Raw genomic sequence first — 14423 nt, 5'->3', positions numbered from 1 at the left:
ACCATGGACACAGCACTGCGCAATCTACTGAACGAGCAAGAGCGGGATGCCTTGCGCGATCTGTACATGCACCACTACATGCCGGACATCCTCGGCGTAGCGGGGTTGAACATGATCACCCCCGATCACCTGGACCGCTATTTCAAGACCGACACCCAGGCCACCTCGGCGGTCGCCACCAGTTTCGTGGCCGAGGCCCAGGCCTGCACCGTCAGCCATATCCACTCGATCTTCGACAATATCGAGCCTGGTTACGACACCGACTTCCCAGCGCAACTGAAGGTGTTCTGGGCACAGGCCATGTCGAATCACTCGGTGTGGGCGGCGTATCAGCTACTGGAAGACTATCCGGAAAACTACATTCGTTACGACCTGCGTCTGGATGCCACGGCGTTGTTCAAGCAGTTGCTCGTCGACCTGGGCCAGGGGCGCCTCAAGGACGAGACCATTTACAGCGCCGTGCGCACCTACCTGAAAGGGTATGAGCAGCAAAACAGTATTCGCGTCCTGTCCGGCTTCATCGATTACCGGGGTGGCTACCAGGATGGCGATCACTATACCGGCTATACCTTTGCCAACTCGGACTACTACTTGCTGGGCAGCGACACCGCCAGCCCGCCGCGCTACTCCTGGCGCAAGGCCAAGGTCCGCCTGGACCAGGGCTCCACGCATATCCTGCCGGATGCCTGGAGCGAATGGCAGGACATCAAGCTGCCCGCGGGAGGGACGGTGCTCGAAGCACGGCTGCTGCGATTCGCTGGGCGCTTGCAGTTGGTCTGGCTGCAGCATGATGCGCGGGTCGAGGTGCCTGTCGATGCCCCAGGGGAGCCGTCAGATGATGAGCCAAAGCTCTGGCGCTACCCGCTGAAATTGCAGCTTGTCTATTTAGGGCTGGATGAACAGTGGTCCGCGCCAGAGGTGCTGTGGGCGCATGATGAGCTTGTGCCGGTAAAACAGCAGGACGGCGAAGAAGTGGCGCCCACGTTCGTCGCGCAGCTCCTGGCCACGGCGGTGGAGCGTGTGCGCGGCAGCGATGACCAGATGCTCGTCGCCCTCAAGTTCGGGGTCGACGTCGCGATGGCTGCCGCCAAGGAAGTGTTCACCCTGCAGCGTGATGTGCTCAAGCGTGTCATAGCCACGAACACTGCGTTCTCGGCCACCGCCAGGGGCAAGCTGTTTACCTACTTCTTCCCTGGGGCGGCCGCCGGCAAGCGCTACCTGCAGCGTCGCCTTGCGGACGCCGAGTATGAGTTGAAGACCGTCAAGCGCGACCCCCCGCTCGCTGAAAAAGATCCGAGAAACCCCTACTTGAGCCTGGAGGCCTACCTCGAGCAACGCGGCGACAAGCACCGGCTGTCCTTGCGTGGCCGCAGCAGCGAAGTGCGGGCAGTCCAGGCACCGGCATGGGTGTACCTGTCTCATGTCGCAGCCCTTGACAACGGCAATCAGCTGCGCGTTGAAGTCAGCACAGGGCCGAACAATGAGCTGTGGTTCAGTTGCGCTATTGCCACGGCACCGACGGGGTTGACGGTGGTGCTCAAGCATGCCGGGCTGGCAGCCGAGGTGGTTCTGGACACATTCAGTGCCAGCGCCTATGGCTGGGCGCAGTCGAGCAAGCCGGTCAAACTGACAAACCCGAGTCAACTTGCCACCTATACCTTGCAGCAAATCAAAGACGGTGCGGGTTTTGAGTTCATGGTCGCCGGCGGCACCTTTACAAAGCTGGTCAACGGCAACAATTTCATCACGGTGCACCCGCAAAGCGATGCCTCCGTGAAAATGAAGCTGAGCACGAGCGGCTCCACGTCGTGGGAAGGTGAGGTGACGCTCAACGGTGCGGCGGCCTCGCCCTGGATAGAGCTTGACTGGGACACAAGCCAGACCAACCCACTCAAGGTCACCTGGCGGCCCAGCGCAGACAAAGATCCGGAGGGCGACTTCAGCGTGACCGTGGTCAAACATACAGACCCCACGGGCGCCTGGGTGCCTTATCTGGAATCGCAGGGTAGCGGCGTTGATTTCCTGGTCTTCGACAAACTGGGCAATTCGACCAATTCACTGGCCGTGCGGCTTAATTCGCTACAAGTCACCGACCTGATCAATCGAGCTGAGGTCTCGCCCCAGGCCGTGTTTGCCTGGGAGGCGCAACACCTGCGCGAGCCGCTCTACCAGTCAACGCTGCGAGGCGATACCTACCTGGGCTGGCAACGCAGCGACGAGGATCCTGCCCTGGGCTATTTCGATGCCTATGGTCTTTACCTGCGCGAGCTGTTTTTCCACGTTCCCCAGGCCATCGCCTCGCGTTTGCAGGAAGAACAGCGCTTCGCCGAGGCCCGTGACTGGCTGGGGCTGATCTTCAATCCGCAACGCCGGCAGCCGGCAACCGAAATGGCGGGCGTCGACTACTGGGGGTGTGCCTGGCTGCTACAGGACGATACCGAGGCCCCCGGCCTGGAGCATCAGTTGGTCGACCCCCACGTCATTGCCTTGCATGCGCCCTCCCATTACCGCAAGGCGGTGTTCCTCCAGTACGTGCAACTGCTGATCGACGAAGGGGACCTGGAGTTTCGCCAGCAGACGCGTGCCAGCGTGAAGCGGGCCGAGGACCTCTACCTGCGGGCCAAGGGCTTGATGGGCGAGGCCCCGGATGCGCGAACGGTCAGCACCTGGGAGCCGGCCACACTCGCACAAGTGCTGGAAACCGGGCCCGACGAGGCCGCGCTGTTGCGCCACGAGCAAGGGCTGCAGCCTGCGAACCTGCCCAAGCGCCTGGACACCTTCCTGTGGGTTGGCGCAGCGGCGCACCCTGCATTTCGACTCCCGATCAACCAGCAATTGCTGGATGTATGGCAAGTGCTCGACCATCGTCAATACAACCTGCGGCACTTCCTCAGTATCGACGGCAACCCGATGCAACTGCCGTTGTACGACCCGGTGGCCAACCCCTTCGACCTGTTGTTGGCGCGCATGGGCGGTGCCGGTGGCCCCTCGCACCTGCAAGGTCATCGCATGCTGGTGCCGCCGTATCGCTTCCGCACGGTGGTGGCCAAGGCCCAGGAGACCGTGGCGGCGCTGATGCAGTTCGGCGAGCAACTACGCGGTTTCATGGAGATGGAGGAGCGCACCCAGCTCGAGGCCTTGCAGTTCGAGCATGCCGCGCAGATCGCCGGTTATGTCATCGGTATTCAGGAGCAACTCCACGAACAGCAAGCGAAAACCCTGGAGGCCCTGGAGGCCCAGCGCAGTGTTGTTGCAGTGCAACGCGATCATTACCGGGGCCTGCTCGACAAAGGCTTGAGTGCCCAGGAAATCGCGGCGATGACCCTGACTGCCCACGCCCGCTTGCTGTCTACGAGCGCTGGCGTGATGCAGTCGGCCGGGCAAGCGCTGACTGCGGCGCCCAATGTATTCGGGCTGGCCAATGGCGGGATGAACTTCGGCGCCGCGTTGATGGCCCTGGGGTATGGCGGGCAGATCTGGGCAGGGGCCGAGGATGTTGCCGCGGGCATACTGCGCGAAACGGCAGGCTACCAGCGTCGTGAGCAGGATTGGCGCTTGCAGCTTGGCCTGGCGGAAAAGAACCTGCAGGCCATCGACAAGCAACTGCAGGCGCAGAAACATGCCACCTTGGCCGCCAACCGCGCGCTGTTGCACAGCCGCCAGCTACTGGCACAGGCCCAGCAGCTTCACCAGTTCTATCAGAACAAGTCGACCAGCGCGTCGCTGTACGGTTGGCTCCGGGCGCAGGCCTCTGGTTGGTATGCGACCTGTTTCGATGTGGCCGTCAGCCTGTGCAATGCCGCCGAGGCCTGCTGGCAATTTGAAACCGGTCGCTATGACACGCGGATCCTGCGCCCGGTGGTGTGGCGCGCCGACCGCTACGGCCTGAACGCCTTCGGCGACCTGAAGATGGACCTGGAGCGCCTGCTGCAAGAGTGGCTGATGCGCAACGAGCGGCAATTGGAGATCCGCAAGGACGTGTCGCTGCAAGCGTTGCTCCAGGCGGGCTTGGTGTGCAAGGAGACGGGGGAGGCCTATGACCCCAAAAAGGACACGCTGCAATCGATCCTGACCGGCAAAGGCGAGTTGTGGTTCACCCTCTCCGAAGACCTGTACAACGAAGACTACCCCGGTCATTACCAGCGCCGGCTGCACAGCCTGGCCTTGAGCATGCCGGCATTGATGTTCCCTTACCAGAACATGCGCGTCGAGTTGCGCCAGAGCCAAAGCCAGTTGCTGACCAAGCCGGATATCGAGGGCGTGAGGTACCTCTCGGCAAAAGCAACCACAGAGCCAGTCAACGATCGCAACGTGATGCTGAGCCTGCGCCCTGGGCAGCGTACGTGCCACTCCACGGCAGACCGTGACACGGGCATGTTCAACTTCGATCCGGGCGATGAACGCTACTTTCCGTACGAGGGTAGTGGGGCCGTGTCGACTTGGCATCTGCGCTTGCCGCGTCATGCCAGCCAGGGCGACCTGCTCGCGAGCCTCAGCGACATCATCGTGCATGTCGCCTATCACGCTTTGCGTGGCGATTCGCAGTTTGAACAGGAGGTTGAAGACCTGCTCGAAGCAGTGCCACCGAGGGCGGCGGGTGATGCGGCGGTGTATTGAACAATTCAGGGGGCGGCGCCCCAGTTGGCGCGGAGAAAACCTGCGATGACGGGCTGGGAACAAGGGGATGGACATGTCCAACATTAATGAACTGCAAGTTGCCAACAACCTCGGTGAGGCTACGCAAACGCCGGGTCACAATATCGTACAGGCGCCTAACTTCCCATCAGACAGCATTGGCTGGCCGAACCCGTGGTTCATGCGCGTGTGGCGGTCGCTCCTGGGGTTGTTCCGCCCACAACGGCAAACAACCGAGGACAAACCTTGGTTATGCAAAAGTAACAACTTCACGACCGGGCCAGGAAGCGATCCCTACATCAGAATCAACGCAGATACCTGGCTGCAACAGGATATCGAGCTACCCATTACCTATGACCCCGGGGCGCCGACGCCACCTGGGTACTCCTTGGGCTGCAAGTACGATGTACTGTATTTCGATACTTGCTGGCTGACGGTCTGGGCGCTCAGGGAAGGAAAACCCGCCGAGCGACTGTTCTACGAGCCCTTGCGAGGCCTGGGCACACCAAGGGGAGGCGAGGGCGAGCAGGTGCGCGAGTGGCAGACGCTGACGCCATTGGCCTTGGACATGAGCACGGTAACCGACAAGCTGGAACGTGTCCGGGTGCAGTTCGACACACCTGTTGAAACCGGTAGGCCTTTTCTGTACCTCACCGCTGTGCAATTGCATGCGCACCTGGGCGAGCCCGGTGTGGAGAAATTGACGCTGCACACCGATCCGCCGGACGCGGGCGTGCCTGATCAGACCAAGGCGCCTTACCTGCTGTGCCATGGTGCCAAGCCAGTCTTGAGCGTACAGGTTGCCAAGGGTGATGCCTGGGAAGTACAGCGCTGCAGTTTGCAATGGCTGGATGAGAACGGCTTGCCACCTGGGAACTATGGCTTGACCGCGCGCCCGTTACTCAATGTCGACGACGCCGACCAGCCTGAGTCTTACCAGCTGTTGTCCGCAGGCGTGGATACCGATTGGCAGCTTGCACTGACTGACGAGTCTTGGCTGCAGTCCGGTGCGACCACCCTTGGCTTGGGCAGTTACTGGATAGCGCCCAAGCATGCGTTTGCGGTGAAGGTGGGCCACTTCAGGTACGACATCAGCAAGCTGGACGCCAGCAACGCCGGGTTGATCATCGACCAGGGTGACGAAGCGCAAGTGATCGCCAGCGTGAAGTCGCCATTTTCCGCCGCCGGGCTGGCAGGTATCGAGGTGCGCTGGAAGATCAACGGCAAGGAGCACACAACGATAGTCACAGACGATAAGGGACAGTCGCTATTCAAGTACACGCCGACCCGCGAGGATATCGATGACAACGGGCAAATGGTGGTCGAAGCCGAGTGTACCGATGGCTTCGACCGGCCAAGCACTGAAAGTCATGTATTCAATGTGTTCGAGACCAGCCCGTGGCCTGCGCAAATGGAGTTCCTGCTCGGTAGTGATCCGATTGAAGCGTTCAAGTGGGGTGAACTGCAGTTGATCTGCGGGCAGCAATACACGCTGACCCTGGGCCCCAAGGCTGGAGAAAAGGACTTCGTTGATAAAAAGGTGTGGCTGGACTGGCCGGACGGTGAAACCCTGGGGATCGACCTGGGCGCCAATGAACCACGGGAGATGACCAAGACCGGGTTGACGTGGACGATTACGGCGGGCTCGGCTGTACGCGGCATTTTTAGCCTGCAAGCGCTGGTTGAAGGCTTGAAGGTGGGCTACGGGCTCAAAGGCGTGCAGATGCGTCCGCTGGCAGAGGAGCTCGAAGCGTTCGAGGCGCCGATCTGCCGCAGAGGTACTGCCTATACCCTGGCGTTACGCGCCTTGGCTGATAGCCCCTTGGCCAAGATGCCGCTCGAGGCATGCCTGGTGTTCGAAAAGGATGGTGCGTTGGTGGCCGGGGATATCAAGCCTGAGCCCGAGTTTGACGAATGGGCTGAGTTCGAGGCAGGGACTGCCGACTGGGCCCTCATAGGCCAAGCGAAAAGCGGTTGGTTCAAGTTGCAGATCGAGGTTAAGGGACTAGGCTCGGTCACCTTGCCGCGTTGCGCGATGATCTCGCCGCGCCTGGAGGATGAGTTCACGATCACGCTGGGCGAATGGTCCGCCACCAAGCCGTTCATCCTCTGGTACGGCGACACGGCAAGCCCTCAGACCCTGCGCATCGAGGCCATGCCTGACAGCCCGGTGACAGGGCTGGGTTTCGACTATCGACTGCAATTCGACGAACAGGCCAATACGACGCGCAAAGAACATGTCAAACCAGAGCCCGAGTATGGAATGCCGCAACAATTGTCGAGCAATGCCGCGTTCTGGAAATTGACGGGGCAACGGGGTACTGGAGAACAACTGCCGAGCGGTACCTTTGGCTTGACCCTGCTCAGTGACGCGTTTGCACAAGCTTGGGTGATGGGCGCTGGGATCCTGATGTCTGAAGATCTGGCGGACGAGGCGGGCCTGACATCGGCTGGCGACAACATCGATGGCACCGATATTTACTGGCGCAAAGAAACCAAAGAGTTGCTATTGAAGGCCCGTACCGGCAGCCCATTGGCCAAGGCCGGGTTGGAGGCGACGCTCGGCTTCAGCAGAACCGGTGAGCTTGTTGAGGCAGACGTGGGCGCGGACCCTGGTTACGGGAAGGGCACCCCACTGAAGGAAAACGGTGTGCCCTGGAAAGTATCCGCGAAAGAAAAGAGTGGCACATTTGGGTTGTCGGTCACGATCCCAGGGTTCAAAAAGCCACTGTTGTGGGAAAAGTGTGCGGTGTTGGCCAGAAACCTGGGGGATGAAGGCCGATTGGTGGTGACCGGCTCCGAGGTATTGACAGGCGGGTGTTTCTGGCTGGAAAGTCCGGGAGAAATCAAATATATCCCCCACAAAGGCAGTGCGCTTTATAGCTTGGGCCTCAAAATGAAGTTGCATTTTGTCAGCGTCGCGAATGGTGGGGTGGGACAGGGCGATATAACGCCATCGCCGGACTATGGGCGCGACAATGATATTCATGTGGATGGCGCGACATGGAAAATGCAACCCAAAACCCAAACCAGCGGCATTTTTAACTTGGAGGTCGAGCTGGACAAGTTTACGACGCGGCTCCCGTTGGGGGTGGCGGTGCTGATGTCGACTGACTTGGGGAAAGAAATAGCATGGGTGCCCGATTATGATCCTCTTATCAGCCATCTGCCCCGCGACATGCTCGTCAAGCATAAGAAGAATTCGCCGTTGGCAGCGCTTAAGTTGAGCCTGGAGTTGACCATCAAAGACGACCAGTACCCGTCAAGTTGGAAGGCGGTGCCAGGCCTTGGCAAGGGCAATCCAGTGGATGCGGCAAAGGATTCCACCCGGTGGAGTGTGACTGGCACAGTCAGTGGTGCGAAAGGGGAGTTGAGCTTTAGTTGTTCACTGTTCAAAGCACCGGTCAAGGCTGGAACTGTTCATGTGCTGTGAGGCGGCTCGGCTGTATTCCCTTGGCGCTTGCCTGCGCTAGACGCTGTTCATTACCTTGCCCGTGCAGGAGTCAAACATGCTGGAACCTGTGAGCGCCGCAGCCCCTGCTGCGGATGAGCGTGGCGTTTCAGGCGCACCCGCACCTTCCTTGCCCAAAGGCGGTGGCACCGTCTCCATCGGTGGCGGCATGTTGTCCGCCGGTGGCCCCGACGGCGCCGCCGGCTGGCAATTGCCGCTGCCATCGCCCAAGGGGCGGAGTTTGTCTGCCGAGCTGACACTGCAGTATTCCTCGGCGGGGGGCAATGGCCCCTTCGGTGCCGGTTGGGACTGCCCGTTGCCCGCTGTGTTGCGCATGACGCGCTTCGGTTTCCCCAAGTACGACGGCAACGATCGTATGGTCGGACCCAATGGCCAGGAGATCCTGCGCGGGGGGAGCCAAACGCGCCGGTTGCCGTTCTGGCCCGGCTCACCGGAGTTCCAGGTCACCTTCTGGTGGTCGCGTTTCGGCAGTCGCGCGGAGTGCTTGCAGCACTGGACGGCCCCAGGACAGGAAAAGGATGCAGGCTTCTGGGTGCACAAGCTGGCGGATGGCAGCCTGTCGCTGTATGGCTGGTCGGCGCGCTTGCGTGACCCGCTGTCTGCGGATCGCGTGGCCGGCTGGTATCTGGAGGAGACGGTCTCGCGGTATGGCGAGCATGTGGTGTATCGCTACCGAGAGGAGAACGAGCAGGGGTGCGATGGCGATGAATGCGCTGCCCACCCAGGGGGCGCTCATCTCTACCTCAGTGCGGTATACAGCAAAAATGTTTCACCTTCGTTTGATTTTTTATTGCCTCGCAGTGCTTTCGACGAAGCCCAGTTCAAGGAATTCACGCTGTTCGATTACGGCGAGCGCGGCGCCGATCCCTGCGTGCCACCGGTGCTGGAAACCGATGATCCATGGCCGGTGCGTGCGGACCGCCATTCGTTCTGGCGCTATGGCTTCGAGGTACGGATTCGCCGCCTGTGCCGCGACGTGCTGTTGTGGCGGCGCATGGGCAAGACGCCGTACGAGGAAGGGGATACCCCGGTGCTGGTTGAGCGTTTGCACCTGAAATACACCAGCAGCAGCGTGACCAGCTTGTTGGAGTCCGTGCAGCAGATCACCTACGACGCCCATACCCGGATGCCGCCGTTGGAGTTCCAGATGACCCTCCCAGGCCGGGGGGCGCCCCGCTGGGAAGCCATGCCGGCCCTGGAGGGGTTCTGGGAGCACGCCTGGCAACTGGTGGACTTGTTTGGCGAAGGTGTACCGGGTCTGCTGTACAAGGACCGCGATGCCTGGATGTACCGGCGGCCCCAACGCTTGACCACGCCAATCTGGCGGGAACTGACACCCGTGCACGGCGGCCCGTGGCGCCATGCGGCCTTTCAGCGCCTGGAAGCGCGGGCCCTCGCGCAGTGGTTGGCGTCCAAGCCAGGCAGGGTGGCGCTCAAGGATGCCATTACCTGGGGCCCGCCACAGCTGTTGCCGCTACGTCCCTGCATGAACGGCACCTTGGCCGACCTGGATGGCGATGGTCGGCTGGAGTGGCTGGTTACCGGCAGCGTTCGTGGCAGCATCACCCTCAACCCCGATGGGCAGTGGAGCGCGATGACGCCGCTGACGATGCCCGCGGAGCTCGGCCATCCCCAGGCGCGCCTGGCCGACCTGACCGGCAACGGCCTGCAAGATGTCGTGTTGTTGCCGTTAGGCCCCAGGACGGTGCGGGTCTATCCCGCCAACGGCAAGGCCGGCTGGTCTGCCGCTGTCATCCAGCAGTACCAGGGCAACGAGCCTTTGCCGTCGTTGGCGGCATCCGAACTGCAACTGGTGGCGTTCGCCGACCCCTGCGGCAGCGGCCAGCAGCATCTGCTGCGGATCACCGGCCAGGGGGTGACCTTGTGGCCGTCGCTGGGCTACGGCAACTTCGCCGAAGCCGTGGCGATTCCGGGGTTCGCGGTGGACCGCTTCAATGCCTCGCGGGTGTGGCTGGCCGACACCGACGGTGCGGGTACCACGGATATTCTGTATCTGGAGCCAGAGCGCATCCGGGTGTTCGTCAGCCAATGTGGCAACCGCTATGTCGAAGGCGACAGTATCCCGGCCCCGCCCGGGGTGCTTTTCGATGCGACGTGCCAGCTACAGGTTGCCGATATTCGCGGGCAGGGCACCGCCGACCTGCTGCTGACCGTGCCCCATGGCGGACCTAACCTGCGCCCGCGCAGCTGGCTGTTCCGCTTCAACGACCGGCGACCCTGGCTGCTCGAGCAAGTGGTGGACAATGCCGGTTCGCGCACCTTGCTGGAGTACCGCAGCTCGGCACAGGCCTGGCTGGACGAAAAGGCCGCGGCCGGCGCGGGCACGTCTGCGGTCAGCTACCTGCCGTTCCCTGTCCACACTGTCAGCCGCGTGACCACGGTCAACGACATCACCGGCCTGTGCCTGGGCAGCGAGACCACCTACCTGGGGGGTGTTTGGGATCCCGAAGAGCGCGAGTTCGCCGGCTTCGCCCGGCTCGTGCAGATCGACAGCCATGAGCGGTCGGCTACCAGCGCCGCCGAGCTGTCGCCGCCGATGCGTACCTGCACCTGGTTCTACACCGGCCTGGAAGCGCACGATGGCAGTGCGCAGGGGGCTTTCAGCGATATGGACAAAGACTTCGCCCCCGACACCGTGCGCTTCACCCGCTGGACCGCGCAGGGCGAGCAGGATGACGTGCCTGTCCCGGGTTCGGCCTTGCGGGCCTGGCTGTACCGGGCCGTGCGCGGCCAGGTGATGCGTACCGAGGTGTATGGGCAAGATGGTGCTGCAGGCGCCGACCGGCCCTACAGTGTCAGCCGCCAGCGCTTGCAGGTCCGGGCCTACGCGATGCCCGACCCACAACATCCCGTGGCGCAGGTCAGCACCGTGCAAGCGCTGTCGTTCGTATGCGAGCGCATCACCGAGGATCCGCAGATTGCCCAAACCCTCACGCTGCAGGCGGATGAGTACGGCAACCCGCTGGCCAGTGTCGCCGTTCATTATCCGCGGCAACTGACCGAGACAGACCTGGCGACCGAGGAAAATGAGCGCAGGTATTATCCGCAAGACCTGCCAGAAGGGTTGATCGTCGACAGCCTCGATCCGCAGCAATATACCTGTTGGCTCAACCTGACCCGGACCAGCCTGCACAACCTGGTGGCGGGCGACGACTTCGTCATCGGTCTGCCGGATGCGACGCGCCGAGACGTGATTCGACTGCAAGCGGGCGAGGTGCCCAAGCAAGGCTTCACCGTCGAAGGGCTGGCTGACTTCAAATGGGACGAGCCGAGCCGCACCACCTTCGCCGGTTACGAAAAGGTCATCTGGCGCAAGGCCGATGGCACGGGCGTGAGCAACACGCCATCGCGCCAGGCCCTCAAGGCCTACACCCGCACCGCGATGCTCGACAAGGCCGCGCTGGACGCGCTCCGGCCGACCTTCACCCAGACCTTGCGGCAACTGGTCAGGGATGGGCTGGAGACGCCGGACACGGCCACGGACATGCTCGAGCGAATGCGCCTGCGGGTGCCTTGCCCGCCGACACTTGAGGTGCTGTATGCGCTGGTAGCCGCCTATGCGCCCGTTGCGGCTAAGGATGGGGCGGCGTGCGAGGCGATGCGTGGCGCGCTGAAGACTGTCATTGCCGTGCAAGCGTTGCAACGACGGTTATTGGCGGCCGAGGCCGCAGAGCTTCCCTCTGGGTTGCAAGCACGCCTGCATGAGCAAAGTCGCGTGCCGGATGAGCATCTATGGGCGGTGATGGCCTGGTACCTCGCCGCAGAGGGCGCAGGTGGCACCAAGGCGAATAGCCTGTACAAGGCACTGGCCGAAGCACTTTACGCGGCTCGCGCGCAAGCCTTGTTCTGGCGCATCGTGCTGTGGGCGAGCGAGTCGCTCGAAGTGGCGTTGCCAGCGGCCAAGCAATGGCTGCGCGAGATCGACGCCGAACTGGATGGCCGGGTGCAGGAGGAGTCGCTCGAGGCCTTGCTCAAGCGCGGCGGCTATGTCGCCATGAACCGCCCGCCCGAGGATGAGGAGTTGGAAGATCCCCATGACCCGGATGATCGCGGCGCACCGGGCATTCCCTGGGGGCCTGCGGTCGAGGAGGCCTATTGCGGCCATCACGGCATTACCGAGTATCTGCCTGCTGGGCGCTTCTGGTTGCCAGCGCGCACTCAGGACAGCACCCTGGTCGGCCCCAGCGAGTTGCGCTACAGCACCCACGATATCGCCGTGCAGGCGGTGATCGACGCGGCAGGCCTGACGACCCTTGTCGAGGCCTACGACTGGCGCTTTGGCGTCCCGGTGCGGATCAAGGACCCCAACGACAATACCCACGAGGTTGAGCTCGATGCTTTGGGACGGGTCATGTCGACACGGTTCTACGGCACCGAAACCCCCGGCAGTAGCGAGAGGCCGGTCAAGCCGGTACAACCGGTCGCGGTGGGGTATAGCAAGGACAAGGCGTTCCTGGCGCCGCTGAGTGTCGACGCGGCGGTGGCGTTGAACGCCAGCAAGCAGGTACCGGTGGCCGAGGCGTTTACCTATGTCGCCGATACCTGGATGCCCTGGGCGCTACGCGCCGATGGCAGTGTCGACCTGGAGCGGCGCTGTGGTGCCCTGGCCTGGCAACGTGATGCGCAACGCCTGCGCAAGGATGGCATCGCGCCCCGGATGAGCGGGCAAGCACCGCCCCATGTGATCCATGTCCAGACCGATCGCTACGACCCCGACCCCGAGCAACAGGTGCGTGTGGCGGTGCTGCTCAATGGTGGTGGGCAAGTGCTGCAGAGCGCCCGGCTCAACCCGCCCGGCAAAGCCTTTGTGCGCACCGAGGCCGGTGGCCTGCAAACGGATGATCAGGGCCGCGCGGTGCTGGTGGATGCGCCTGTGCGTTGGGCCGTCAGCGGCAAGACCGAGTACGACAACAAGGGCCAGGCGGTGCGCCAGTGGCTGCCTTTCTATCTGGACGACTGGCGTTGGGTAGGGGATGACAGCGCCCGCGAGGGGATCTACGCGGACACCCACGTGTATGACGCCCTGGGGCGCGAGATCCGGATCATCCGTGCCAACGGCGAGCAGGTTGGCGAAACCTGGGCGAACTACGAACACCGCACGCAGCTGTATCCCTGGTTCACCGTGGTGTACGACGAGAACGACACCTGGGCCGAGGTGATCGAGCGCGCGGGCGCCGGCTCCTGAGCTGGCGAAGCCAGCGCCACGATGATGGCACCGGCTGCGCCGGTGTTCGCCGGCAAGCCGGCTCCTACGCCGTCTGTGACCTGCCCGCCCGTAGGAGCCAGCCATGCTGGCGAACCAGGCGTCGCGGCGTCAGTACCTCAACTCGAGCCCGACATAGGCGCCGATCCCATCCCCGGGCCAGAACGACGCGGTGTCCTGCCCTTGGGCGTTGTACACCGGCGTCACCGCTGTCACGTAGGCCTTGTTCGCCAGGTTCTTCATATCCAGCGAGACCTTCCAGTCGCCCTTGGGCGCCTCGTAGCCCAGGTTCGCCCCCCAGATCGTGTACGACGGCGCATACAGGCTGTTGGCATAGTCCACCGCCGTGCGCGACGCCGACTGCACATTCACTCCGGTGTACCAGCCGCTGTGGTCCTGGTACTGCAGCTCGCCCTGGTAGATATGCTTGGGCACGCCCGGCAACTGGTTGTCGCCGAAGGTGCTGTCGTGGCGGTAATAGAAATCGTTGTAGGTGTAGACCTGGCGCCAGCGCACCAGGTCGCCCTGGTCGCTCTGCCACAGGCGCGTATTGAGCCCGGCCTCGATGCCCTGGTGGATAGTCGGCGAGGCGTTGAACGCGCCGGTGACCGCGGCGGTGGTGGCGGGGATGATCTGCACGTTCAGCAGTTCGTCGTGGATCCACGAGCGGTACAGCGCCAGGCTGCCGTCGAAGATGCCATGGCTGCCCTTGATGCCGACCTCGAAGGTGTTGGCCTTCTGCTCCACCAGCGGGCGCATGTAGGGCAGGGGCGGGCCAGAGCCTGAGTATTCCCACGAGGCGGGCGGGTCGATGCTGCGGCTGAAGTTGCTGTACACCTGCAGGTTCGGCGCGAACTCGTAGCGCAGGCCGATGCGCGGGGCGACGCTCCAGTTGTCGTAGTCGACGTGCTGCGGGAAGTCGGTGCGGTTGGCGTTTACCGCGTAGTCGATGTCGACTTTGCGCCGCACATTGATGAACGACACGCCGCTGGTCAGCCATAGGCCGTCGACCACGCTCCGGGGTTCCCTCACTCCGGCCTTGCTCCCGGGAGGACCGCGCTGTAGGGCCCATCCTGGGCCCCAGCGCTTGAC

General features: G+C 62.8%; 4 protein-coding genes. 3 read left to right on the top strand and 1 reads right to left on the bottom strand.

The features are described 5' to 3' along the window. Window positions 1–3 precede the first annotated feature (3 nt). The 3 genes from NJG22_RS22520 to NJG22_RS22510 all read left to right on the top strand — a co-directional run bounded on the left by NJG22_RS22520 (window position 4) and on the right by NJG22_RS22510 (window position 13313). Window positions 4–4617, top strand: coding sequence for a neuraminidase-like domain-containing protein (locus NJG22_RS22520; RefSeq protein ID WP_253097817.1), 4614 nt, complete (start codon window positions 4–6; stop codon window positions 4615–4617). A gap of 73 nt (window positions 4618–4690) precedes the next feature. Further along, complete coding sequence (locus NJG22_RS22515) at window positions 4691–8068, top strand: hypothetical protein (RefSeq protein ID WP_253097815.1); 3378 nt, start codon at window positions 4691–4693, stop codon at window positions 8066–8068. Between the two features lie 76 nt (window positions 8069–8144). Continuing rightward, window positions 8145–13313, top strand: coding sequence for a SpvB/TcaC N-terminal domain-containing protein (locus NJG22_RS22510; protein ID WP_253097813.1), 5169 nt, complete (start codon window positions 8145–8147; stop codon window positions 13311–13313). A 129-nt stretch (window positions 13314–13442) separates the two neighbouring features. On the opposite strand, the gene NJG22_RS22505 is transcribed toward NJG22_RS22510, so the two are convergent. Further along, entirely contained in the window at window positions 13443–14363 is a 921-nt protein-coding gene (locus NJG22_RS22505; RefSeq protein ID WP_253097811.1) for a TonB-dependent receptor, read from the bottom strand. Between the last annotated feature and the right edge of the window lie 60 nt (window positions 14364–14423).

This window comes from Pseudomonas sp. VA159-2 (assembly GCF_024126635.1).
Taxonomy (GTDB): Bacteria; Pseudomonadota; Gammaproteobacteria; order Pseudomonadales; family Pseudomonadaceae; genus Aquipseudomonas; species Aquipseudomonas muyukensis.
This window is presented reverse-complemented; position numbering and strand designations above follow the sequence as displayed.

Excerpts from the sequence above, each read along its gene's own strand:
- NJG22_RS22520 (WP_253097817.1), top strand. The coding sequence starts at position 4 with ATGGACACAGCACTGCGCAATCTACTGAACGAGCAAGAGCGGGATGCC.
- NJG22_RS22515 (WP_253097815.1), top strand. The coding sequence starts at position 4,691 with ATGTCCAACATTAATGAACTGCAAGTTGCCAACAACCTCGGTGAGGCT.
- NJG22_RS22510 (WP_253097813.1), top strand. The coding sequence starts at position 8,145 with ATGCTGGAACCTGTGAGCGCCGCAGCCCCTGCTGCGGATGAGCGTGGC.